This window comes from Aeoliella straminimaris (genome assembly GCF_024054565.1).
GTDB lineage: Bacteria > Planctomycetota > Planctomycetia > Pirellulales > Lacipirellulaceae > Aeoliella > Aeoliella straminimaris.
In genome coordinates, this window is record NZ_JAMXLR010000061.1 from 205,409 (window position 1) to 229,151 (window position 23,743).

Below are 23,743 nucleotides of genomic sequence, written 5' to 3' on the forward strand. Positions count from 1 at the left end.
CGCACAACTTTGAGCTTCAGGAGCGCAACGATGGATCGGCGCGACTTCTTGTATCACTCGCTGCGTAGTGCAGCGTTGACCAGCGGCGCGATTTGCCTCACCGGCTGTGGGTCCGTGCTGTACCGCGAACGGGTGCATCAGCCCCATAGTCGCGACATCGACTGGAGTATCGCGGCGCTCAACGGGCTGGGCCTGGCATTGTTCTTCGTGCCAGGCGTGGTGGCGTTTGCCGTCGACTTCTACACCGGCGCGATCTACCTGCCGCCCGAATACTACGGCGGTTACCCGCCGATGGAATCGCCCACCCCGCCCGCGGGCCCCGAGCCAACGCCGGTCTACGAATCGGTACCGGCACCGATGCCAGCACCGGCATCCCCGCCACAAGCGGCCGTCGAACCAGCCGGCAGCGCCCAGCTCGAACGCATCGCTTTGCGTCCCGCTCAGCTCAACCAGCGCGGCATCGAGCAGGTAGTGGCCGCCCAGATCGGACAGCCCGTGGCCCTGGACGACTCGAACGTGCGGATGAGTCCGCTGGAGCGATTGGAACAATTCGCCGCGGTCCGCAAGCAACACGAACAGGATCCCCTGTTCGGCGCGCCGCCGCTGACGTGGTTCAGACAATCCGCAGCGTAGGTGAAACGAGAATGACGGTTAATGTCATTTCGAAGGAGTCTAAGCGACTGAGAAATCTAGTTTGCCGACTCGACAGCTTGGCCACGCACGGGAGTTTGGTTGGCCGAGTTCCAGGAGTGCAACATGACCATGCCAGGCTAAGTAGATCCTTCAGTCGCTTAGGCTCCCTCAGGATGACATCGATGCGGCTCCCGCAGGATGACGCGATTGCGATTTGCTCCGGTCGCTGACGCTTCCGGCTCGCCGGGTTCTATTTCGCTGCGTGGCGGTTCTTGGTGAGCTTGCTCTTGATTTCGGTCTTCAGGTGGTCGATTACCGACTGCTTGTCGGTGTTCTCCAGGATGCGAGCCACAACGCGTTTGGCGCCTTTCTCGCCCCAGCTGGCGCCGTGTTCGAAGTAGAACCGCGCGGCCTGGCCGACGATGTATGAACCGTAACCGGCCGCCGCGCCTTGGGGAATCGCACTGATGGCCGTGCTGGTGCCCCAGGTCAGGCCCTTGAAGAAGCTGGAGATGTAGCTCACCACGGCTTCGCCGGCCATGACCCAGCCGGCCGCCTTGAGGATGCTGGTCACCAGCGCCCGCGCGTTGTCGGTGGTCATCTCGATACCGTACACCTTGCCCAGCGTGGCGACCATGGCGGCGTCGACCGCGGTGCCGCCCAAGACGTCGAGCACTGGGAAATGATTCACGGCCACCGCCACGCTCTTCACCGCGGCGTAGCTCCAGATGATGGCGTTCGCGCGGTCGTTGCGCATCTTCACGCGGACCGCACCCACGCGGTCGCTACGGTCGGCGGCAAACATCGAGGCATTCAGCGCCACCAGGTCCGTTCCATCGTGCTCGAGAACTTCAAGAATGCGAACCCGCAGTTCTTCCACGTCAGGCTCGGGCTCGCGCCATTCCTTGCGGACAGTGCCATCGGCCGATTCGATGTGGTACTCCACCGGCCGGGGATCGGCAGCGACGCACACGATGTTCTCCGGCTCGATGATGCCTTTGAGCCTGGGCCCGCGGAACAGTTCGAGCAGATCTTCGAGTTGCTGTGGCGTGTAAAGGTCGACCTTGTTGACCACCAGGATGATCGGCTTGTGGCCCGTGGCCAGCTCCACCAGGGCGGAGTACTCGGTTTCGTTCAGATCCGAGTCGGTGACGAACAATACCAGGTCGGCCCGCTCGGCGGTGTCGCGGGCCATGGCGGTCCGCTCGGCGCCGTCTACCTCGTTGAGCCCCGGCGTGTCGAGCAGCACAACACCCGAGTCGGCGTAGCCCGGCACCAGGTAGCCATCGGCCTCCCACGGCACGTCCCACACGTCGCGGGTCCAGCCGCCACGAATGCTCACCGAGGCGACCTCCTTGCCCACCAGGGCGTTGATCAGCGCACTCTTACCGGTGCTGATCTCGCCAAACACGGCAATCTCCACCCGGCCCGATTTGAGCTTGGCCAACATATCGCGCAGGCTGCGAATATCGCTGGCCAGGGCCGCCCGCTCCTCGGGCGTGCAATCGTCCACCTGCTCTAGCGCATGCTCCACGGCCCCCAGCGCCTCGAGCAGGGGTTGGTCGGAATCGGTGGTGGTTTCAGGGGTGTTCATTGGAAAGACGGTGAGGAACACTAATCTGCGCTAATATACGCTAATCTCGCGACGCAACGACCGAACGAGGAGTGGACTTCAAGCTCCCTTCAAGTCGGATATAACCAATCGTTTCCACTCTAGGGTGCCTTTGTGACCGAAATTGATCAGGTAACCGACTGGTTGTCGGGCAATTCGCATGTAGTTGAACAGTTGTGCCTCGTGTTCAGGAGTGAGTTTGGCGACGGATTTGAGCTCAACTACGATGGCATCAAAAACAAATAAATCGGGTACGTACTTTTTGTCGATCAATTGGCCTTTGTAGCGCAATCGCAACTCCTGCTTAGATACGAACGAAATCTGCCGAAGTTCCAACTCGATATCGAGGCATTGCTGATAGACTTCCTCAGCCATTCCATATCCGATCTCGTTGTACACTTCGAATGCTGCTCCCATCAGATCGTATCCCTCTTGCTCATACATCGACTCTCCCCATGGCGTAGATGTTGGTTGTTACAAACATGCTCATTGACGGCATTATTAGTGAAGATTAGTGAAGATTAGTGTTCCGTCTACAAGCCTCTACTCCTCCAACTTCTGCTTCCCCTTCACAATCAGCTTCTTCAGTTCCTCCGGCCGGGTGACCAGGCTCCATTCTTCGCGGGCCAGTTCGGCGATGCTGCCACTGGTGGGTTTCATTTCGCTCTTGAAATATTTCATGAACACCCGGCCGATCCAGCGGGTCACCAGGGCTTGGGCCAGGCCTACCAGTAGGCCGCCGGCAATGGTGCCGACACCGGGCAGGCTTTTGAGTGTGGTGCCGATCGCCCCGACCACGGCAGGCGCGGCGGCGCTCGCGCCGAGCATGGCGATCAGGCTCTTGGTCATCTGCGAGAGCATCTCGACGATGGTCTCCGAGTCGATCTTCTGCTTGTAGATGCCGGCCAGGTCCATCACCATCTTTACGGTCACCGCGGTACCGCCCGCCACATCCAACAGCGGTACCGGGTTCGCTCCCGTCACTCCGGCGGCGGCCCACATGTAGCGGTCGATTACCTTGCGGGCCTGGTCGTCGAGCGCCGTGAGCACTCGCTCCTTGGCGTCGTCGACGATGCCGCGGGACTGCATCAGCAGATTGGCCAAGAGCAGCGAGTCGCCCTCCTTGGTGACGATCTGCACTAGCCGGTCGGCCAGCGGAGAGATGTCGGGCGGCTCGGTGACGGTGCCGTTCTCCTCGGTGCCGTCGGGCAGCACGCGTTTGATGGGACGCTCGACCGGTCGCGAACGCACACTCACCACGTCTTCTGGCGACACCAGCCCGCGGGCTTGCTCGGCGATTTGCTTGCACAGCTCGGCGCGCTCGCCGCTGGTAAACCAGTCGGCTTTGTTCAGGCAGATGAGGATGCGCTTGCCCATCTCGGCGAGCGTCTCCAGCAGTTCGTGTTCGTAGTCGCGCAAGGGGCCGTCGACCACCATCAACACCAGGTCGGCATTCTTCGCGGCGTCGGCAGCGTCGCGGCCACGGATCTCGCCCGACACTTCGCCCAACCCGGGGGTGTCGACCAACACGACGCGGTCGCTACCGGGCCACTCGACCTGGCTCTGGGCCGACGTGGTGCCGCCCACCACGCCGGTGCGGAACGCATCGCGGCCGGCCAGGGCGTTCAGCAGCGAGCTCTTGCCGCTGGAGATGGCGCCAAAGGCAACGACCTCCAGCCGCTCGGCTTCGTGCTTCGATTCCATCTCGGCCACGGCCCGCTCGATCTCGCCGCGGACGGCATCGCTGATGCCGCCGGTGGCTGCGTAGTCGCGTCCAGCGGCGATGTTCTCGGTGAGTTCCGCGCGGCGTTCCCGCGCTGAGAGTTTGCTGGGATCCTTCGAGCGGCGCTCGACCTGCCGCTCCTTGGTGCGGGTGTTCTGCCACACCTTCCACATCACCCACAGCATGACTCCCACCAATACCACGGTGCCGAGCACGACGACCGCGAGATAGGCGTACCCGACCAGGCGACTATGTTCGCTAGCCGCCGCGTATTGTCCGATCACCGTGGGTGGCAACGTGATAGCAAAGTACGCAGCCACAGCCACCAAACCGAGTAGCAGAAAACGGTACGTAGTGGAGCGATTGGGCATTTAGCGGCCGTTGGCTGTCAGCTTGCAGCTGCCAGTTTGTCGAAATCAATGGACAGAGAGTTGTAGAAGTATAGGATTCCCGTTCGGACTGTCTTGTGCAGCTGGCGCGGCGTGTGACGATTGTCCGGCATGCGGGAGCACGCCTCCCGCAACATCGAATGTCGCAGTATGCTATTAAAACACAAGGAGGCGCGTGACACGATGCCACGTGGCGATTCACTGGGGGGACACCTAGTAAGGGGCAAGCGATGAGAGCAGCCTATATCGAGCAGACTGGACCGCCCGAAGTCATTCAGGTGGGCGAGGTCCCCAAGCCGCAGATCGGTCCCGGGCAGGTGCTGGTGCGAGTACACACCGCGTCGGTCAATCCGATCGACACCTACATTCGTAGCGGCGATGTGGCAGCCGAGCTGCCACGTCCGTTTATCATCGGCGCGGACTTCGCTGGCGTCGTCGAAGAAGTGGGCGCCGGGGTCACCGACCTGCCCGTTGGCCTGCGGGTTTGGGGCAGCAACCAAGGCCTGCTGGGCCGCCAGGGGACGTTTGCCGAGTACGTGGCCGCGGACGCCAACCTTGTTTACCCCACGCCTGGCAACGTGGCCGACGATACCGCGGCCGCCGTGCCGCTGGTCGGCATCACCGCCCACTTGGGGCTGGTCCGCGAAGCCAACCTGCAACCGGGCGAAACGCTGTTCATCAACGGTGGCTCGGGTGGCGTAGGTTCCATGGTGGTACAGATGGCCAAAGCGATCGGCGCCCGGGTGATCACCACTGCCGGCAGCGAAGAAAAGGCCATGATGTGCCGCAGCTATGGCGCCGACCTGGTGCTGAACTACAAGACGGACGACATACCCGCCGCGGTGAAGAAGTTCTGCTCGTGGGGCGTCGACGTCTGGTGGGAAACGCTCCGCCAGCCGGACTTCGACCGTACGATCGACCTGCTGGCGCCACGGGGCCGCATGATCGTGATGGCGGGTCGCGACGCACGGCCTGAATTTCCCGTGGGCCCTTTCTACGTGAAGGAATGCCGCCTGCTGGGCTTTGTGATGTTCAAGGCGCCACCCGCCGAGCAGCAGAAGGCAGCCATGGACATCAACGGCTGGCTTGCCTCGGGGAAGCTGAGGGTGCCGATCGGCGCCACGCTTCCCCTGCAAGAGGCTGCCGCCGCCCACACCTTGCAGGAAGACAACACCCTCCGCGGAGCGGGCACGCTGCAAGGCAAAATCGTGGTCGTCGTTTCCGCTGGCGACCAGCAGGAAACGTACCAGTCGCTGCTGTCTTAGTATTACGGGCACCAATCCGGCGAAGCCCGAGCACTGCGCTGAGTGACGGAATTCCTGAGGCGTAACCGATGATGACACTGCACTGCCGCAAGAGTTCTTGCGTCGAGCGGCCCACGATGCCATAATCTGCACATGCATGTGCATTATTATCGATGGTTGTTCGCACTCGGTGTGCTATTCTGCACCGCTGCTGTCGCTCCATGTCAGCAGAGCATCAATGAAGCGCCGATTCGTTATGAAACGTCGCCAGTGGTCGACGCCGTGGCGATGCTGCAAAAGCGACTGGCCGAGGGACGCACCCAGCTCGAATGGGACGAGCAGCATGGCTGGCTGCCGTCGCTGCTCGAGGAGTTGCGCGTTCCCACTTCATCTCAAACGCTGGTGTTCTCAAAAACCAGCTTGCAAGTGCGTAAGATTTCACCCCGACGACCACGGGCGTTGTACTTCAGCGACGACGTCTACGTGGGCTACCTGGGCGCCGCACAAGCGGGCGACTTGGTTGAATTGTCGGCAGTCGATCCCGAACTGGGCGCCATCTTCTACTCCATCGAACAGAAGCCGAGCGACTCGCCGCAGTTACTGCGCGACCGATCAAGGTGCCTGTCCTGTCACCACAGTCAACGCACGCGTGACGTGCCGGGCTACCTGGTCCGCAGCGTTTATACGCAAGTGGACGGGCAGCCTCGGTTCGACTTGGGCAGCGTCACGAGCGACTCGACCACGGAGTTTGCCCAACGTTTTGGCGGTTGGTACGTCACCGGAACCCACGGCACCATGCAGCACCGTGGCAACTGCCAGGTGCCGGACGAAGGGCCGGAACCAACTGAGAATGATCTGGGGGCCAACGTCACCAGCCTGGTGGGCCGATTGGACACCGACCGCTACCTGTCGCCCCATAGCGACCTGGTGGCCCTGATGGTGCTCGAGCAGCAGTCGCAAGTGCACAACGCGATTACGCTTGCCGCCTACGAAGGCAAACGGGCCGAGCACTACGACGCCACGTGGAATCGGATACTCGAGCGCCCCGAGGATACCGTGAGCGACGTCTCTCGGCGGCGCATCGAGTCGGCCAGCGAGCAACTGGTCGAAGCCTTGCTGTTTGCCGGCGAGTATCAACTGACCTCGCCGATCGCCGGCACGTCGGAGTTCACGGCCGAGTTCCCCCAGCAGGGGCCACGCGACACCAAGGGACGAAGCTTGCGCGAGTTCGACCTGGTGGCGCGGCTCTTCAAATATCCGTGCAGTTATCTAATCTACAGCGACTCGTTCGCATCGCTGCCGTACCCGATCCGCGAACAAGCCCTCGCGCGGCTGGCGGAGGTGCTCACGGGCAGCGATCAGTCCGAGACCTTCGCCCACCTGAGCCCGACCGACCGCCAGGCCCTGCGCGAGATTCTGAGCGACACACTCGACGATTTCGACAAGGCGCTCGAGCAAGCGACCGGCGGGTAAGGAACTTGGCCGTTTTCTCCTGGTGGACTACACTTCCCTAGGCCAGACCAACCACCACCGAAATGTCGAAGATGTCCGACTCCCCCCACGAATTCGAAGTCTTCTACGATGGCGACTGCCCGCTGTGCATGCGCGAGATCCGCTGGTTTCAGCGACTCGACAAGCACGACAAGATTCGCTTCACCGACATCGCGGCCAAAGAGTTCGACGCCGGTGAGCTAGGACTCGATCACGCCACGATGATGGCCCGCATCCACGGCCGCCTGCCGGACGGGACAATCATCACCGGCTTGGATGTCTTCCGCCGCCTGTACACGGCCGTGGGTTGGCGCTGGCCGGTCGCCATGAGCCGTTTGCCTGTCGCCAAGCAACTGCTCGACCTGGGCTACCGTGTGTTCGCCAAGAACCGCCTGCGGCTCACGGGGCGCTGCGCTGGCGATCGCTGTGCGGTGAAGTAGGGCTTCCGCTTCGATCGATTGACACGCCGACTCCTACGTCATCTTTCCACTTCCATGGCCTCTGGCATCTCACCACCAGGCAGTGGTGCGACCGACATGTAGTGCCGCGGCCAGAAATAAAGCAGCACGAAAGTTAGCACGCAACAATCCAGCACCGCGGCGAGAGCCAGTTTCTTGCGCTGCCCGCGATCGAGCGACACGCGTGAAATAATCAGCTTGCCGATCAAGTACAGCGAGTAGAACTGCAATGACAGAAACAGCAAGCCAATTGCCGCGGCGCGGAGTGCGCGGCGCACCGTGACGTTGGACTCGCTCTCCGTGGCGCGGTCCTCCACGTCGAATTCATCCCCCTCGGCTTCGTCTCCTGCAGCGACGGCCGATGCTCGCATCTGCTCGACCAGCCTTCGAGCCTCTTCGGCATCGTCCTTGGGGACCTGCAACTGGGCTCCCCCCACGGCTCCGCCCAAGAACCAGGCCGCATCGACAATCTCGCCGTTCAGCACGCAGGTGGGGATGCTGCCGGCTTCCAACTGAGCAGCGGCGCACTGCGCTTCGAGCCCCGTGCTGAAAGTCGCAATGGTGATGAAATCCTGTGAAGCCATGCCGCACGCCCCAGACTCGGAAAACTCCTGTTACCCGCTTCTCATGATACAGCATTCACCCACTGCGATGAACGAGCGTCTGGGGTGCCGCAACGTGGATCCTTCAGTCGCTTAGGCTCCTTCAGGATGACACAAGCATGGGATCGCTCGGAATGGCGTGCAACTATTAACCCATCGCCATTTTACACCAGTCCCCAACGCTTCCGCAAAAACCATTCAACGCCCACCACGGCGATGAACAACAACATGAACGGCCACTTGTCCCAATAGGTGCGGCGCTCGATCACTTCGGTTTTCATCTCGGGTTTCTCGGCCGCCAGTTTGCGGACCAGGGCCGGCAGTTCCTCGGGCGCGAGTGCCTGGCCTCCGGCGGCTTCGGTGAGTTTCGCCAGGCCGGCCAGCAGAGTGGGCTCGGCGCCGGGGCGGTCGAGCTCCAGGTCCTGGTCGGGCACCAGGAATCGCGCCCGCGACGACCCCAGCACCTGGCCATCGATCTTGGCGGTAACCTCGGCCACGTAGTCGCCCGGTTGGTCGGTTGTGGCGAAGGTGCCCGCACGGCGGCCGGTGTCGGTGGCCACGGTAACCAGGGGCTGCTTTGTGCCATCGGGCAGTGTGATGATGACCTCGAACTCGATCGTGGCGTTCGGGTCATCGTCGTCGCCCGGGGTCGCACCAACCTCCACGTCGAGTCGTCCACCGCGACTCACTCGCCGGGAAGCGAGGTCGAGCCACACTCGGCCGCTGGCATCGTCGTCCTTACGGGCGAGCCACAGGATCACCTGCCGCCAGAAGCGGCGGAATTCGTCGCCGTGGTTTTCGAGTTGCCAGCGGAAGGTCGTATCGCCGGCAAAGGCGAGCGTCCGCCCGTTGCCTGCTTGCCCCACCACCAGTAGCGGATGCCGCGCGGCGTCGGCCGACTCGGCCAGCACCTGGGCGTTGGGTTTCAACAGCCGCCGCGACAGGCGGTTGGCTCCGTCGAGCGCCGGCAGGTCTTCCCATCCGGCGCCAGGCTGGCCGCTGGCTTCGATCTGCATAATCGGGTGCGTACGACCAATGTCGCCCGCCGGTTGCATCTTCAGCGGCCCGGCCACGTGAACGTCTTCGCGAAGCTTCTCGCGGAAGTTTTGTCGTTCGGCAGGGCCAATGTTCACCGGCAACACTTCGGCAATTGGGTTGTTGAGAAATCCGCCCGGACCGAAGCTGTGGTAGCCGCCGCCCATCATCAGCCCCGTGCCACGGCGAACCATTTCGGCCAGCGCCTGCCAGCTTTCGGCGTCCATGGCGTCCTTGTCGACATCGGACAAGACCACCACGTCGTAGTTGCCCGGCTGTAGTTCGCGACGCAGGTCTTCCTGCGGCCGGGTGTAGTCGAACAACTTGCGGCTGACCAAAATGTCGGGCGACTCGTCGATGCTGCGGGGCACGAACGCCTGCTCGACGCCAGCGCCGCCACCAATGTTCGACGCACCATACAGGTAGAGCACCTTGATGCCCCCCTCGCGCACCGTGACAAAAGTGCTCGACTCGTTGTTGGTGGTAATCAGCTCGCCTTCGGGACTCTCGGCCCGCAACGTCACTTTGTACTCACCGGGCGTGGTGGGTGTGTAGCCGAGCGAGACCGGCGTGCGACTATCTGCCGCCACGATCTCCTGCTCGCTGGTATCGACTACCTCCATTTTGCTGTTGCCTTTGTCGTCCACTCGCTCCCACAATAGCTGCACCTTCGCCCGGCGGTTGGCGTACCCTTCGGCCGTCAGTTGGCCACTGACGCGCATCGGGGCGTTGGCGAACACAGTGCCATTGACCAACAGATTCTCGATCGCCAAGTCCGAGCGGTCGCTACCGCCAGGCTGACCGAAGTAGAACGTGTAGAGCGGCACCGACTCCGCGGCGTACTGCCGGGCCACCAATTGCGGCGCGGCGTCCAGAGGAGGCACCGCCCGCTGGGCTCCGTCGCTCAGCACAATCACGCCCCGCAGCCGCTGATCGCCTTCGCGCTCCAGCAATTCCTGCAGCGCCGCCCCCAGGGGAGATTGCTCGCCAGTGGGACGATCGCCAAGGTCGAGCGTTCCGCCGGACACCTCGACCGGGTCGAGCGACTCTGCAAACGAGTACGCCCGGACGTTCCAATTCTCAGCGAGCGACTGCAACCCATCGGCCGATTCGCCCAGCACCAACCGCACGGCGTCGTACCGGCTGCGATTGTCCAGCGAGTCCTCCACCTGCATGCTCCGCGAGCGATCGGCCAGGATCAACAGCGTGGCGTCTTCGGGCGTGCTGCGGGTGAACTGCAGCGTCGGCCGCAACATGGCGAACAACAGCAGCAGTATCGCCACCAACCGCAGCATCTTGAGCGTCAGCATCCGCCCAAACGGCACCTCCATGTGCCGCGGCCCCACGCGCGCCAGCAGCACCAACAGCACCGCGGCGATGATCGCCACGAACAGATAGCCGCCGACGGGATGGAAGGTGAGGGACATGAACGAGGGGCGCGGATCGAGGGGTTAGGCGTTAGAAAAAGAATGACACGGTGACTGCTTGCTCAATCAATCTGTTTTGTAAAATCTATCGGCCAGCCACTGTTCGCACGCCAGTACGATGGCGACGATGGCGATCAGCCAGGGGAACAACTCGCGGCCGACGCTGCCCAGGTCGATGGTGCTGGAGAGCGAATTGCGGCTGGCGACCAGCTCGACGCGGTCCTCGCCGAGCGCTGCTTCGATGGTGGGAAATTCAGCGCGCGCTAGCATGCCAACGTCGGGGGCCGAGTTGACGCTGAACCCTCGGTCGAGCCGCGCCCGCTCGCCACCCGAGCGAACGCGATAGTTGCCCACCTGATCGGTGACGGTCACCACAATCTCCTGTTGGCCGGGCGAAAGGCTCTGTGGCAGCGGGTCGCCCGTCGGCGGGTCGAGTACGTAAGTGGCCAGGTCGCTCCGTCGGGGCAGCGGCAACGACACCACGCGTCCCGCCTCGTAATTCAGCGGCCGATTGTCGGCCCCCACCAGGTAGTCGGCCATACCTTCGACCAGCGCGAGGAACGGCCAGGGGTCGGGGTTCGTGGGCAGCAGGTTCCAGGGATCGCCCGAAGCGCGATCCGAAAGCGGCGTGGTGACCAGCAACACACGGCCACTGCCAAACAGCCCCTCGACAATGGCCGGCGTGCCATCGGCAAACGTGGCGACCGTGGTGGCCGCTTTGTCAAAATTCGCCACGGCCCACTTCTTGAACACCGGGAACGCCGGCCATGGCGTGGCCTCGGCGATGTCGGCAAGCTGCCGCAACACGGGATGCCCATAGCCGGTAGGCGCCAGGTAGGTGGCCTTGCTGTCGACCCAGCGAAGCTCGCCCTGCAAGAGCAACTGTGGTGCGGGCGCGTTGAACTCGTCGAGCTTGCCGACCGCGTTGCGGCCCAGCATCACCGCCAGACCGCCGCCGGTTTGGACGAAGTCGCTAAGTTTTCGCCACTCGGCGGAGGTCAACGCCGGCGGATCGAGCAACATCACCGCGTCGAAGGTGGCCAGTTGCGCGCGATCGAGCCCGTCGACCGCAATTTGCTCCACCGCAAACTGCGCCGCTGCTGTTTGCGCAAGGGCCGACGGTGCGAGGGCCTCGGCCATCAGGTTGGTATCGTCGACCGTGGCGCCCACCAGCAACAAACGTGGCGGTGGATCGACGCTCACGGTAAAGTACCGCGTGTTGTCGGCCGATAGGGGGTCGTCGCCCGATAGCCGCACGTAGCCCTGGTGCACGCCGGCAGTGAGCCCCGAGAGCGGCACTTCGACCGGTTGGGCCACGTCGCTCAGTTCCACCTGCTCCTCTGCCCTTTTGGTGGCCTTGCCGCCAGCGGGGGCGAGCCACACCTCCACCGAACGCGGACGGCCGCTCAGGTTTTCGCTGGCCAAGGCATCGGTGCGGAGCGTGACAATTTCGCCAGTGGCCAAATGGTCGGCCGAGAGCTCCAGTTCGCCCAAGCCCGCGTTCACGGGATCCTTCTCGCCAACGTCTACCAGGTAGAGCTTGGTCCCTTCGTTGGCCTTGAGGGCTTCGCCCATCAGGTTGAGCGCCCCGTCGTTCCACACCACGCGGCTAAGGTCGGTAAACACATACACCTCGCGGCGGTGGTCGGGCCGTTCGGCCAGCAGGCTCACGGCCTCGATCACCGCATCCGCCAGTGGCGCGGCGGCAGGCGTGGTTCGCAGGCGCTCGGTTCGCAAAATGGCCGCGTCGCGTTCGCCGAGTTTGGCCCGCCGCGCTCGCCCTGGTTCCACAAGCGCTACCTCGGCGTCGGCCGGCAGTTTCTCCAAGAGCCATGTAGCGGTCTCTTTGGCCGCGTCGAGCCGGGATTCGTTCTTTTTCAGGTAGTCCATCCGCGGCGAGTTGTCGATCACCACGGCCGCCGCCAGTCCCGCCTTGCCCTCGCCCAGCAGCCCGGAGCCCCGCAGCACCGGCCGCGCGAGCGCCAGCACCAGGAACAAGATAAACGCACACCGCAGTGCCAAGAGAATCCAATGCCGCAGCCGCAGCCGCGTCTGATTGGTCGATTGCCGCTTCCGCACAAAACGCAGCGCAGGAAACTCCACCTTCTTCGGCTCCCGGCGCATCACGAGATGCAGGATGATGGGCAGAGCGATGAAAGCCGCCCCAGCCAATAATGTGGGGGCTAAGAAAGACATTGGGCTTTCGGCTGTCGGCTGTCGGCTGTCGGCAAGAGCATGGCTAACTTACGTGGATGTGCGGAGCTTCTTGAGCAGTGAAGCAAGCATTCGCTTGATGCGTTGAATCGTGGACTCTAGTCGCAAATGACTTTCGGCTTCTAGATAGTTTAGATCTTTGGCGAGGAGCAAATGGTACTCCACTTCACTGGCGGAGCCGAGCGCGGTTTGTACAAATCGCCCGAAGTCTGCATCACTACCGCGTCCACAGCCTTCTGCAAGATTTGCACCGATCGATGACGCAGCCCGTCGAAGCTGCGATATCAAGCCAAACCGTTCATCCACCGAAAAGGTTCGCGTTGTCCGATATACCTCCAAGGTCACTTCGTGAGCCAATTGCCATACTTCAAGGTTGCGAAAGTTTTGCATGGATCCCCTTCATTTGATGTTTCGGAATCTGTCGCAGCCTCTTGCCGACAGCCGACAGCTATTAGCCGACAGCCCTTACGCACGTTGCCTTCTCGTCACCAAATACTCCATCAACGCCCGGTCGAACGGCATGCTGGTGTCGAGTGGCACGTAGTCGATGCCGCTCTTTTGGCATTCGGTGCGGTACTGTTCGCGGAACGCGTTGATTTCTTCGGCGTAGTCGCTCTTGAAGCTGTCGGCGTCGACCTCCAGTTTTTCGTGCGTCTCAGGGTCTTCGAGTTCCATCAAACCGTGAAAGGGGAAATCGACCTCGGCCTCGTCGAGGATATGAAACAAAATCACGTCGTTGCCGCCATGTCGCAGGCGGCGTAGCGAGGCGATCGTCTCCTCCGCCTCGCCCAGCAGGTCGCTGAACACCATCACCAGGCTGGCGTGTTTGATCATGGCGGCCAGTTGCGTGAGGCTCTTCGCCACGTCGGTCTCGCCGGCGGGCTCCATCCGTGCGAGCACACTCAGCACGTTACCAATCTGCTGTCGCTTGCTCTTGGGCGGCAGGAACTTGTCGATCTTCTCGCCAAAGGTCACCAGGCCCACCGGGTCGTTCTGGTGCACCATCAAGTAGCAGAGCGCGGCCGCGATGCAGATCGCGTAATCGAACTTCGTCATCTCCTGCCGGTAGGTGTACGCCATCGAGCGGCTCTGATCCATCACCAGGTATCCGGTGATGTTGGTCTCGGCCTCGAACTTCTTGGTGTAGTACTTGTCGGTCTTGGCGTAGACCAGCCAGTCGATGTCCTGTGGATTATCGCCGGCCGTGTACTTGCGATGCTCGCTGAACTCGACCGAGAAGCCATGAAACGGACTGGCGTGCAACCCTTGCAGAAAGCCCTTCACAATGAACTGCGCGCGCAAATCGAGCCGCTTGATCTGCTGAATCACAGCGGGCTTCAGGTATTGCTCGACAGTGGCCATTGTTATTTCGGCGAGCCGGAAGCATCAGCGCCCGGGGTTGGTTTGCGAGGGGAATTGAATTCGTCGCGGATGGACGCGGATTTGAGCGGATTGTCGCGGATACTTTGGAACACTAATCTTCGCAAATCGACGCAAATGAGGAGTAGTTATTAGTGAAGATTAACGATGGTTAGGGTTCCTCCCAAATTGGCCAATCAGATTCTTCAGTCGCTTAGGCTCCCTCAGGATGACAAGTTGTTCCTGATCCGCGTCCATCCGCCCAAATCCGCGCTAATCCGCGACTGATTCCTTCTGCGTGTCTCCCTAGCTACCCCTTCTCGTTAAACTTCGGAATCTCCGGCGTCGGTATCTCCTTCAAGAGCCGCGTTACCACGTCTTCGTTGGTCATCCCTTCGGCTTGGGCTTGGAAGTTCGTGCTCACGCGGTGGCGGAGTACCGGGATGGCGCACTTCTGGACGTCTTCGATGGCCACGCTGAAGCGGCCGTCCATTGCTGCGAGGGCTTTGCCGCCGTGGATGAGGAACTGACCCGCGCGGGGGCCGGCGCCCCACTCCACTAGCTCTTTGACGAACTCCGGCGCCGAGTCGTCCCGCGGCCGCGTCGCGCGCACCAGGGCGGCGACGTATTTGATGATGTACTCGCTCACTGCCACGCTGCCGACCAGCTTCTGCAGGTTCAGAATCGCCCGCGCCGAGAGCACCTTGTTCGGTTCCTGCTTTTCGCTTCGGGTGGTGGTGGTCAGGATTCGCTGTTCTTCTTCCAGCGTCGGATAGTCGATCTTGATGTTGAACATGAACCGGTCGAGCTGCGCTTCGGGCAGCGGGTAGGTACCTTCTTGCTCGATGGGGTTCTGCGTGGCGATCGTAAAGAACGGGTCGGGCAGCTTGTAGGTTTCCTGGCCGACGCTCACTTCGCGTTCCTGCATCGCTTGCAGCAGCGCGGCTTGGGTCTTGGGCGGCGTCCGGTTGATTTCGTCGGCCAGCAGGATGTTGGTGAAGATCGGGCCTTCGACGAAGCGGAAGTTACGCCGCCCCTGCTCGTCTTCTTCCAGCACGTTGGTACCGGTGATGTCCGAAGGCATCAGGTCGGGCGTGAACTGGATGCGTTTGAACTCGAGGTCGAGAATCTGCGAGAGCGTGGAGACCATGAGTGTCTTCGCCAGACCCGGCACGCCTTCCAGCAGGCAGTGCCCGCGGGTAAAGATGGCGGCGAACAATTGTTCGATCACCAGGTCCTGACCGACGATGATTTTCTGCAGCTCCTGCTGCATCACCATGCGATGCTGGCGGAATTCCTGCAGAATGTCGCCTAGGTTGCGCGTTTTTGTTCCAGAACCCTGCGCAGCGGGATTCGGCGATCCAGAGGGCGTGGCGGTACTCAAACTGCTATCCTTCGGTGTTTTCGTAGTGCGGACGGGCCGCGAGCGGACACTCAATGCGGAAATTCATTCTACGGATGGCTACCGAATGCGACAATCTGCAATAAACGCCCTGGTAGTCGAGGTAAGTATCGTAGCGTACGATAGTTGGGCGCGATAACGCGTCTCGCCCGTTAAAGGAGTTCGCCATGTCAGGCCGGCGGTATTCGCTAATCGTTACGAGCGTTGTAATCGCGCTGTTCGCGCCGTCGTTGCGCCATGCGCGGGCGGCAATCACTGCGGCAGACGTCACGGCCGCCATCGACCGGGGCCGCGATTATCTGCTTCGCGAGCAATCACCCCGCGGAACCTGGGAGGACATGGGCACCAACCCGGGCGGGGTAACCGCCCTGGTGACCTTCTCGCTACTAAATGCCGGGGTGGAAGTCGACAGCGTGGAAATCCAGAAGGCGCTGGCCTTCCTGCGGAGCAACGAGTTCCGCCGCACCTACGCGGTCGCCCTGCAGACAATGGTGCTGGCCAATGCCGACCCCAAACGCGATCGATTGCTGATCGAGCGGAACGTGAAGTGGCTCGAACAAACGCAGGTCAAAGCCGGCCAGCACAGCGGCGCTTGGTCGTATCCCGGTGCGGGCGGCGACAAAAGCAATTCGCAGTTCGCCGTGCTCGCGCTGCACGAAGCCCAGCGGGCGGGCGTGCAGGTGAATCCCCAGACGTGGCAACTGGCGGCCGCCTATTGGCGACGCACGCAGAACCCCGATGGTTCCTGGCAGTACGGCGACAACCCACCCACCGGCAGCATGACCTGCGCCGGCATCGGCGCGCTAGTGATCACGTCGCTCGCCACCAGCGATGGTGACGCTCGCGTGGTGAATGGTCGCGTCTTGTGCTGCCAGCCCCATGAGGAAGACGACGACATCGAAGAAGGGATCAACTGGCTGGGCAAGCACTTCTCGGTGGAACGCAACCCGGGTCCGCTCGACCTGGGTGAGATCTGGCATTACTACTATTTGTATGGCGTCGAGCGCGTTGGCCGACTGACCGCTCGGCGACTGATTGGCGAGACCGACTGGTACCGCGAAGGGGCCGAGTACCTGGTAAATCACCAGGACCCACTGCACCACTACTGGCGTGGCAACAGTGCCATCGAAAACCAGCCGCATATCGCCACGGCCATGGCCCTGTTGTTCCTGGCCAAGGGGCGCCGACCGATTGTGATCGGCAAGCTGCAGCATGGGGTCGGCATGGATTGGAACAACCATCGCCGCGACGCCGCTAACCTGACGGCTTACGCCGAGCAGCGATGGGACATCGACCTTACCTGGCAGGTCATGCACCCGCGTCCTTCGACCGTGGAGGACCTGCTGCAAGCGCCGGTGCTGTACGTCAGTGGCAATCAAGCGCCCAGCAGTCTGGATGCGGACGCGAAGAAGCTGCGCGACTACATCGACCGCGGTGGATTCCTGTTTGCCGAATCGTGTTGCCGCGACTCGGAGAACTTCAACCAGGGCTTCCGCGAACTGGTGGCCAAGATGTTCCCCGAGCCGGAGTACCGACTGCAACGCGTGCCGCCGAGCCATCCCATTTGGCGAATGGAGAAGTTGGTACGCGCCGATTCGCCCTACGCGGGCAAACTGTGGAGCGTGGAATACGGCTGCCGCACCTGTGTGGTGCTGTGCGAGGCCGACTTGTCGTGCTACTGGGAACTCTACCGGCCGGGGCGCATCGAGAAGTATCCCAAGGAAATTGAACAGCACATCGACGACGCGCTGACCATCGGCATCAACGTGTTGACCTACGCCACGAATCGTGAGCCAAAAGGCAAAGAACAGAGCTTCGTGGACGAGTTTGCCGCCAACCCCGAGAACCAGTTGGGGGGACGTGGTGTGATCGATGTGGCAAAGCTGCGGCATGGCGGTGGTTGCGACGACGCGCCCGGCGCGCTGGCGAATCTGCTGCGAGCCGCCTCGCAGGGCGAGATGAAGCTGCGGGTATCGACCGATGCCGATTTAATTGGCGCCGGCGGCGAGCAGCTCTTCCGCCATCACCTGGTGTTCATGCACGGCCGCCACGACTTCCGCTTTACGCCGGCCGAACGCAACAATCTGCGGAAGTACCTGGAAAACGGCGGTACCGTGATGGCCGACAGCATCTGCGCGTCGGCTGCCTTCACCAAGGCGTTCCGGCGGGAGATGGCCGAGGTGTTGCCCGAGTATTCGTTCGAGCGGATCCCCGTGACCGATAGCCTGCTGACCACCGAGCACGGCGGCTACGACCTGCACCTGGTGGAGGTTCGCGACCCCCAACCAGCCGCCGACGACCGCCCCCTGGCCGCGCGAGTGCGACAAATTGAGCCGCAACTCGAAGGCATCCGCCTGGGCGACCGCTGGGCCGTGATCTTCTCGCCCCTGGACATAAGCTGCGCCCTGGAAAAACACGAAGCCGTGCAATGCCGCGGCTACACCCGCGAAGACGCGGCGCGGATTGGGCTGAATACTCTGAAGTACACGCTCGATCCGTGAGGGGAATGACGAAGGACGAAGACGAAGTACCCAATGACGAATGGGCGCGCAAGCGTGGGGCATCGGGGATTGGGTGCTTGTCGACACTGTCCAGGGTTGCGGCGTAGCCGGTACCCTGGACGTGCAGCCGCTACTTCGATACCTGCCCCACCTTCGCCAGCGCCTTGAGTATCTCACCCATTTGCAGCAATTGGTCGCCTGAGGTGTCGATGCGGTCGAAGTTGGCGTAGACCACGGGGTTGCCCTTGGCTTCCTGCTTGGCCAGGCCGCCGTTCTGGTCGGCGTCGGCCGAGTCGAACATGGCCACGATGTCGAGACCCGTGTGCAGCGGCTTTTGGCCGGCGCGGCGTTGGTTGTCTTTCGGCAGCATCACGTCCACAAAGCCGAGCATCATTTCTTCCCAGCTCTGGTCGCCCCAGCGAACGGTGTCCGTCGGGTCGGGGTTGGCCAGGTTGTGCTTCGAATTATCGAACACCGCGCGGCAGAAGATTACTGAGCCGGCCTCGAGCGTGCGCGGTTCGGCCAGCACGTACCGCGTCTGCCAGTTGAAGTCGTAAGCCGGCACGTCGAGCAGTGTCTCCCGCTCGCCCTCAGGTGTCACCAGTTCGTAGCGAAAAGCCTTGCCCCGCAGATGCATGTGAGGCGACATGGAGATCAGTGTTACGGCCTGCTTCAGTGGTTGGCTGGTGGCCGTCACGACGTGGGCGTTGTCGTTCGGCGGGATCTCGAAACGCATGTTGCCCACCTCGGCGGTGACAACTTCGTGTTCGATCTCCTCAGGATCGGCCAATACGACTCCCATTTTGGTCACGTCGGTTTGTGGCGAGCCGACCGGCGTGTAGTGCATTTCGAAGATGAATTCCGAGCCGGCCGGCACCAGCTTGGCCGAACTTTCGGGGAGTGGCTCGCCGCGCAGGCCAGGTACGTAGGCCGACAGGAAGATCCAGTTGCGTCGCCCCTTCGCTCCAGGTGGCTCGGCGTAGACGATCGTGTGGTGCACCACGGTCGGATTGCCCGGTTGAACTTCCGTTTCTCTCACCCAGGTGTCTTCCTCAAACCCGCTCGGCACGCGGAAGTACTGATACGGCACCCCCTGCTTGCCGGCGTCGGCTGGCACGTGGAACTCCTCCTCCATCGCGAACTCCAAGTCCGGCTCGCGGGACAACTGCCAACCCTCGGTGAAGACTGGTGGCTCGGGCAAGTCGGCCGGGTCGCCTTCGGGGCAGCCGGCTTCGACCCATTTGTAGATCAGCTTCTTTTCGCTCTCGGGCATGCTGCGGTCGTTGGCGAACTTGCCATGCTCGCTGCTAGCATGCCAGGGAGGCATCCGCTGGTCGCGGACCACCTCGGCCATCATCTCGCCCCACCCGGCGACGTCGTCGTAGGTGGCCAGCTCGAATGGCCCGATCTCTCCTGTGCGGTGGCATTCCACGCAGCGTGCTTGCAGGATGGGGGCGATGTCGCGGGTGTAGGTCACCTCGCTGGAAGGCTCGGCTTCCCGCGTGCGGCCGATGATGCAACCGAGCGCCTTGGTTTCGGGCTGCGAGACCTGCTTGCCGGCGAGCAATTCATCAAGTGCGATCCGCAAGTCTTCGCGATCGGCGTGATCGCGGACAACGCCCACCACGTACTGATCGTCCACTCGGCCCTGGTAGCGAATCTTGCGATCGGCATCCAGCACGAACACCTGCGGGGTCCGCTCGGCTCCAAACAGGTCGGCCACCTCGTGGCTCGGATCCTTCAGCACGGGGTACTCGAGTTCGTGCTGGCGGACAAACGCGGCCACCTCGCGGAGGGAGTCCTGCCGGTTCGAGTCGACCGCCACGACGGCCACGCCCTGCTCCGCATAGTCGTTGGCAATGGCCTGCAACCGGCCCGAGTAGAGTTTTGCTAGCGGACACTCGGTGCCCAGAAAGGCAACGATAATTAGTTTGCTATCGTCGAGCTGGGCGAGCGAATAGGGCTTTCCCAGGTGATTGGGCAGCTCGAACGAGTCGATCTTCCGCCCCAGCGAGTTGGCTATGGCCGTGGTCGACGTGGCCAGAATCAAGCAGCCGACGATCGCCATGCGAACCTGGGGCATCGGGAGAAGACGGGCAAGCTCGCGGCGTCGATCGTTGGTTGGATGCGGCATAGGTTCACTTGGGGTTGGAGTCGGGTTCTCGTCAGGTGAGTATACCCCGGCTGACCGCGAAGCGTTTCACGCTTCATTGGGTTCAGCGCAAAGTATTCGCTGTCAGTAACTTGCGCTTGCTAGCGTGGTCCCGAACGCGCCTTGACCGCCAGGCGAGGCCAGCCCTATACTCCGCCGCCCCTCTATCTGTGCGAAAAGGATTTCGGCAGAGGGCTCGCTTATCGCTGTGTTTCGTGTGGCAAGGAAGCCTCGTCCCATCGTCCAGCAATCGCCTAGTCCGGTCCGCGTCCTCGCGCCAGCGCTTCGCTGCGCGGTGCGTACGCTCGGAGTGTGCGCCACGGCGTGCGTGCTTCTGGCGGCGACGATGCTCGGTGCGCGTGGCGAAGTGTTCCTGCCCCGCCCCGCCGACGATCCCGCAATCGCCATCACTGCGGCCGCCGCCACCAAATGGCAAGAAGGCGTGTACGAGGCCTGGCACCTGTCGGGCGGCTGCACATTTACCCAGGGGGCGAACACCGTTCAGGCCAACGAGGCAATCGTGTGGGTCGAGCCGCCTGCCGTCGATAAGCCCGGCGAGCCGCACAAGGTGATCATCTACGCCGAGCCCGTGGCCGGGCAGATGATCTTGCTGTCGCATCACGATCCCACGGGCAAGAGTGCCAAGCAGAACGTACCGCAGTGGTTTGGTCGCTGGCGGACCGGCCCCGGCGTGGCGTGGCGGGTCGGCCGACAATCGGCGCCACCGCCGAATGCCCCTGCCATCCACACCCGTGCTTCGGCGCACTTTCAGGCCATCGGTACGCAGGCCTACGCGTCGCTCGCCAGTGCCCCATCGGGCGAGGTGCAGCTGGCGCAGTTCGAGCAGTTCGTTCCGCCCCCGGCCCCCGTGGTTGCGGACCCAGGCGGTGTGAGGCGGGTACGAATCGGTCAGCGCAGCGAGGTGGGCATGCAGATCAATTCACGGACGCTGCCCAGCGGCGAATCGGCCACCACCATTACCGGTGGCACCCGCATCATCATCGAGGGGCTCGAAGTCAATGGACTGCCCCAGGCGTTCGGTCCGGTGGGCGTGCTGGACATTCAAACCGACCGGGCAGTGATCTGGTCGGCGAATTCGATACACAATCCTGGCTCGTTCGAGCAACAGAACGACTTGCCACTCGAAATCTACATGGAAGGGAACATCGAGTTTCGGCAAGGCGACCGCGTCGTGTACGCCGATCGGATGTACTACGATGTCCGCCGGCGGGTGGGCACCATCATCAATGCCGAACTGCAAACACCGCTCTCCGGATTGAAGGGAGTGGAATTCAACGACATTGTGCGACTGAAAGCAAGTGTCATCGAGCAACTCAACGAATCGCAGTTCGTTGCGCACGATGCCATCCTGACCCCCAGCCGACTGGAAGTGCCCAGCTCACACCTGGGCGCGCAAACCATCACGTTCGAGAACACGCAGCAGCCGAAGATCGACCCGTTCACGGGCGCTCAGGCGCAGGATCCCGTGACTTTAGAGCCGCTCTACGAGTCGAGGAGCCTGGCACAGAGTCAGGGTAACTTTGTCTACGTCAGTGGCATTCCAGTCTTCTACTGGCCCACCATGTCGACGGATCTGGAGAGCCCCGATTTCTACATCAGCAACCTGCGGGTGCGGAACGATCGCATCTACGGATTTCAGACGCTGGTGGACCTCGACATGTTCCAACTGCTGGGCGTCGACGAACCACCGGCAGGCGTGGACTGGGACGTCAGCCTCGACTACCTGAATCGGCGTGGCTTCGGCTATGGCACTACGGTGGAATACAACCGCGACACGTTCTTTAACACCATCGGACCAACGAGCGGCCTGTTTGACGCCTGGTTTATCGACGACAACGGCGTCGACAACCTCGGTTTCTTCCGCCGCGACATCGTGCCCGAGGCCTCGTATCGTGGTCGTACGTTCTGGAACCATCGCCAGAAGGTCGGGCAAGGCTGGCTGGAAGGCTGGACCGTACAAGCCGAGGTCGGCTGGATCAGCGATCGCACTTTCCTGGAGCAGTACTACGAGCAGGAGTGGGACGACCGCAAGGACCAACTGACCGGCGTGCGGCTCAAGCGGCTGACCGAAAACCGATCGCTCTCCATCGAGGCCAACGGGCAGCTCAACCCCTTCTTCACACAAACGCAATGGCTGCCGCGGCTCGACCATTACATCTTGGGGCAAGACCTGCTGGACGAGTCGCTCACCTTGAACACGCACACCAGCCTGGCTTACGCCAACCAGAACGTCGCCAGCACCCCCACCAATCCGCAGCTTCAATCGGAGTGGACCCTGCTGCCCTGGGAACAAGACGACGCCGGTGGACGGATCACGGGCCGCGGCGAACGCCTGCTGGTCCGCAGTTCGATCGCAGCGCCGTGGAACTTCGAGCCCTTCAAGGTGGTGCCCTACACCACGGGCGAACTGGGACATTGGGGATCCGATCGCAACGGCAACGACATTCAACGCATCTACGGCCAGGCCGGCGTGCGTGCCAGCATCCCCTTCTGGACGGCGAACCCCTACATTCAGGACCCCGTGTTCAACCTCAATGGACTGGCCCACAAGGTGGTGTTCGACATGGAAGCTTCCGTTTCCACGTCAAACCGCGACATGGAAGACTTCCCGCTGTACGACGAGATCGACGACGACGTGTTCGAAGAGATTCGCCGGCGGTTGTTCTTCCAGCCGTTTGGTGGCGAACTGGCTGGCACGTTCTTCGACCCCACGACGTCGCCCACCACGATCGACCCGAAGTTCGACCCACGCTACTACTTGCTGCGGACCAACACACAGAGCTGGGTCACCTCGCCCGCCATGGAAGTGGCCGACGACCTGGCGCTGGTGCGGTTCGGCATGCGGCATCGGCTGCAAACCAAACGGGGCCTGCCCGGGCGGCAACACACTGTCGACTGGATGACACTCGACACGAACATTTCGTGGTTCCCCGACGACAATCGCGACAACTTCGGCACCCCGCTGGGACTGGCCGACTACGATTATCGCTGGCACGTGGGCGACCGGTTCACCATTGTGTCCGACGGTGCGGCCGACTTCTTCGGCGAAGGCTTCAAGACGCTGTCGGCCGGCATGATCGTCAACCGTCCATCGCGCGGCAATCTGTACCTCGGCTACCGCACGATGCGGGGCCCCTTCACGGCCGACGTACTGACGGCCACCATCAACTATCGCATGAACTCCAAATGGGTCGGCTCTGTCAGTTCGTTGGTCGACTTCAGCGATGCCGGCAACATCGGCCAGTCGGTAACGTTCAGTCGCATCGGCGAGTCGCTTATCTTCAGCTTCGGCGCCAACATCGACGAGTCGAAGGATAACGTGAGCTTTAACTTCCTGATCGAGCCCCGCTTCCTGCCCACGCTCAGCCTCACCCGGGCGACCGGCATCGACATCCCACCCGTTGGCGCGGGCGGATTGGAGTAGTTGCGCGTTTAGCGACGGGGGCTGAGCTACAATAGAGCAGCAACTCACACTCGCCG

At 62.3% G+C, this 23,743-nt stretch carries 16 protein-coding genes; 6 read left to right on the top strand and 10 right to left on the bottom strand.

Features of this window, described 5'->3' with window-relative positions:
• Window positions 1-30: 30 nt before the first annotated feature.
• Entirely contained in the window at window positions 31-633 is a 603-nt protein-coding gene (locus NG895_RS18025; protein ID WP_252853911.1) for a hypothetical protein, read from the top strand.
• A 250-nt stretch (window positions 634-883) separates the two neighbouring features.
• Here NG895_RS18025 and NG895_RS18030 read toward each other — a convergent pair whose 3' ends face one another.
• The 3 genes from NG895_RS18030 to NG895_RS18040 all read right to left on the bottom strand — a co-directional run bounded on the left by NG895_RS18030 (window position 884) and on the right by NG895_RS18040 (window position 4,339).
• Window positions 884-2,227, bottom strand: a complete 1,344-nt coding sequence (locus NG895_RS18030; RefSeq protein WP_252853912.1) for a GTP-binding protein — start codon at window positions 2,225-2,227, stop codon at window positions 884-886.
• Between the two features lie 78 nt (window positions 2,228-2,305).
• The gene (locus tag NG895_RS18035; RefSeq protein ID WP_252853913.1) at window positions 2,306-2,689 is read right to left on the bottom strand and encodes a GxxExxY protein; all 384 of its coding nucleotides are present in this window, start codon (window positions 2,687-2,689) and stop codon (window positions 2,306-2,308) included.
• Between the two features lie 99 nt (window positions 2,690-2,788).
• Window positions 2,789-4,339, bottom strand: coding sequence for a YcjF family protein (locus NG895_RS18040; protein WP_252853914.1), 1,551 nt, complete (start codon window positions 4,337-4,339; stop codon window positions 2,789-2,791).
• Between the two features lie 248 nt (window positions 4,340-4,587).
• Between NG895_RS18040 and NG895_RS18045 the strand changes: the two genes are divergently transcribed.
• The 3 genes from NG895_RS18045 (at window position 4,588) to NG895_RS18055 (ending at window position 7,532) form a co-directional block, all read left to right on the top strand.
• Window positions 4,588-5,622 carry an NADPH:quinone reductase gene (locus NG895_RS18045; protein WP_252853915.1) on the top strand — a complete coding sequence of 345 codons (1,035 nt, stop codon included), beginning with the start codon at window positions 4,588-4,590 and terminating at the stop codon, window positions 5,620-5,622.
• A gap of 132 nt (window positions 5,623-5,754) precedes the next feature.
• A complete protein-coding gene (locus tag NG895_RS18050) occupies window positions 5,755-7,074 on the top strand; it encodes a hypothetical protein (protein ID WP_252853916.1) in 1,320 nt (439 codons plus the stop codon).
• Between the two features lie 71 nt (window positions 7,075-7,145).
• A complete protein-coding gene (locus tag NG895_RS18055; protein ID WP_252853917.1) occupies window positions 7,146-7,532 on the top strand; it encodes a thiol-disulfide oxidoreductase DCC family protein in 387 nt (128 codons plus the stop codon).
• A gap of 38 nt (window positions 7,533-7,570) precedes the next feature.
• On the opposite strand, the gene NG895_RS18060 is transcribed toward NG895_RS18055, so the two are convergent.
• The 6 genes from NG895_RS18060 to NG895_RS18085 all read right to left on the bottom strand — a co-directional run bounded on the left by NG895_RS18060 (window position 7,571) and on the right by NG895_RS18085 (window position 15,493).
• Window positions 7,571-8,134, bottom strand: coding sequence for a hypothetical protein (locus tag NG895_RS18060; RefSeq protein ID WP_252853918.1), 564 nt, complete (start codon window positions 8,132-8,134; stop codon window positions 7,571-7,573).
• A 182-nt stretch (window positions 8,135-8,316) separates the two neighbouring features.
• Window positions 8,317-10,614, bottom strand: a complete 2,298-nt coding sequence (locus NG895_RS18065; protein ID WP_252853919.1) for a glutamine amidotransferase — start codon at window positions 10,612-10,614, stop codon at window positions 8,317-8,319.
• A gap of 66 nt (window positions 10,615-10,680) precedes the next feature.
• A complete protein-coding gene (locus tag NG895_RS18070; RefSeq protein ID WP_252853920.1) occupies window positions 10,681-12,810 on the bottom strand; it encodes a BatA domain-containing protein in 2,130 nt (709 codons plus the stop codon).
• A gap of 48 nt (window positions 12,811-12,858) precedes the next feature.
• Window positions 12,859-13,218 (bottom strand): four helix bundle protein, encoded by a 360-nt coding sequence (locus tag NG895_RS18075; RefSeq protein ID WP_252853921.1) that lies wholly within the window; start codon window positions 13,216-13,218, stop codon window positions 12,859-12,861.
• Between the two features lie 75 nt (window positions 13,219-13,293).
• Window positions 13,294-14,190 (bottom strand): DUF58 domain-containing protein, encoded by an 897-nt coding sequence (locus tag NG895_RS18080; RefSeq protein ID WP_252853922.1) that lies wholly within the window; start codon window positions 14,188-14,190, stop codon window positions 13,294-13,296.
• 307 nt (window positions 14,191-14,497) lie between these two features.
• Window positions 14,498-15,493, bottom strand: a complete 996-nt coding sequence (locus tag NG895_RS18085; RefSeq protein WP_252853996.1) for an AAA family ATPase — start codon at window positions 15,491-15,493, stop codon at window positions 14,498-14,500.
• A gap of 263 nt (window positions 15,494-15,756) precedes the next feature.
• Here NG895_RS18085 and NG895_RS18090 point away from each other — a divergent pair, with 263 nt between their 5' ends.
• Complete coding sequence (locus tag NG895_RS18090) at window positions 15,757-18,090, top strand: DUF4159 domain-containing protein (RefSeq protein WP_252853923.1); 2,334 nt, start codon at window positions 15,757-15,759, stop codon at window positions 18,088-18,090.
• Window positions 18,091-18,220: 130 nt separating this feature from the next.
• Here the strand turns inward: NG895_RS18090 and NG895_RS18095 are convergent, their stop codons facing one another.
• On the bottom strand, window positions 18,221-20,224 hold the full coding sequence (locus NG895_RS18095) for a thioredoxin family protein (protein ID WP_252853924.1): 2,004 nt from the start codon (window positions 20,222-20,224) through the stop codon (window positions 18,221-18,223).
• A 235-nt stretch (window positions 20,225-20,459) separates the two neighbouring features.
• Between NG895_RS18095 and NG895_RS18100 the strand changes: the two genes are divergently transcribed.
• On the top strand, window positions 20,460-23,687 hold the full coding sequence (locus NG895_RS18100) for an LPS-assembly protein LptD (protein WP_252853925.1): 3,228 nt from the start codon (window positions 20,460-20,462) through the stop codon (window positions 23,685-23,687).
• Window positions 23,688-23,743: the final 56 nt, after the last annotated feature.

Excerpts from the sequence above, each read along its gene's own strand:
- NG895_RS18025 (WP_252853911.1), top strand. The coding sequence starts at position 31 with ATGGATCGGCGCGACTTCTTGTATCACTCGCTGCGTAGTGCAGCGTTG.
- NG895_RS18030 (WP_252853912.1), bottom strand. The coding sequence starts at position 2,227 with ATGAACACCCCTGAAACCACCACCGATTCCGACCAACCCCTGCTCGAG.
- NG895_RS18035 (WP_252853913.1), bottom strand. The coding sequence starts at position 2,689 with ATGTATGAGCAAGAGGGATACGATCTGATGGGAGCAGCATTCGAAGTG.
- NG895_RS18040 (WP_252853914.1), bottom strand. The coding sequence starts at position 4,339 with ATGCCCAATCGCTCCACTACGTACCGTTTTCTGCTACTCGGTTTGGTG.
- NG895_RS18045 (WP_252853915.1), top strand. The coding sequence starts at position 4,588 with ATGAGAGCAGCCTATATCGAGCAGACTGGACCGCCCGAAGTCATTCAG.
- NG895_RS18050 (WP_252853916.1), top strand. The coding sequence starts at position 5,755 with ATGCATGTGCATTATTATCGATGGTTGTTCGCACTCGGTGTGCTATTC.
- NG895_RS18055 (WP_252853917.1), top strand. The coding sequence starts at position 7,146 with ATGTCCGACTCCCCCCACGAATTCGAAGTCTTCTACGATGGCGACTGC.
- NG895_RS18060 (WP_252853918.1), bottom strand. The coding sequence starts at position 8,134 with ATGGCTTCACAGGATTTCATCACCATTGCGACTTTCAGCACGGGGCTC.
- NG895_RS18065 (WP_252853919.1), bottom strand. The coding sequence starts at position 10,614 with ATGTCCCTCACCTTCCATCCCGTCGGCGGCTATCTGTTCGTGGCGATC.
- NG895_RS18070 (WP_252853920.1), bottom strand. The coding sequence starts at position 12,810 with ATGTCTTTCTTAGCCCCCACATTATTGGCTGGGGCGGCTTTCATCGCT.
- NG895_RS18075 (WP_252853921.1), bottom strand. The coding sequence starts at position 13,218 with ATGCAAAACTTTCGCAACCTTGAAGTATGGCAATTGGCTCACGAAGTG.
- NG895_RS18080 (WP_252853922.1), bottom strand. The coding sequence starts at position 14,190 with ATGGCCACTGTCGAGCAATACCTGAAGCCCGCTGTGATTCAGCAGATC.
- NG895_RS18090 (WP_252853923.1), top strand. The coding sequence starts at position 15,757 with ATGTCAGGCCGGCGGTATTCGCTAATCGTTACGAGCGTTGTAATCGCG.
- NG895_RS18095 (WP_252853924.1), bottom strand. The coding sequence starts at position 20,224 with ATGCCGCATCCAACCAACGATCGACGCCGCGAGCTTGCCCGTCTTCTC.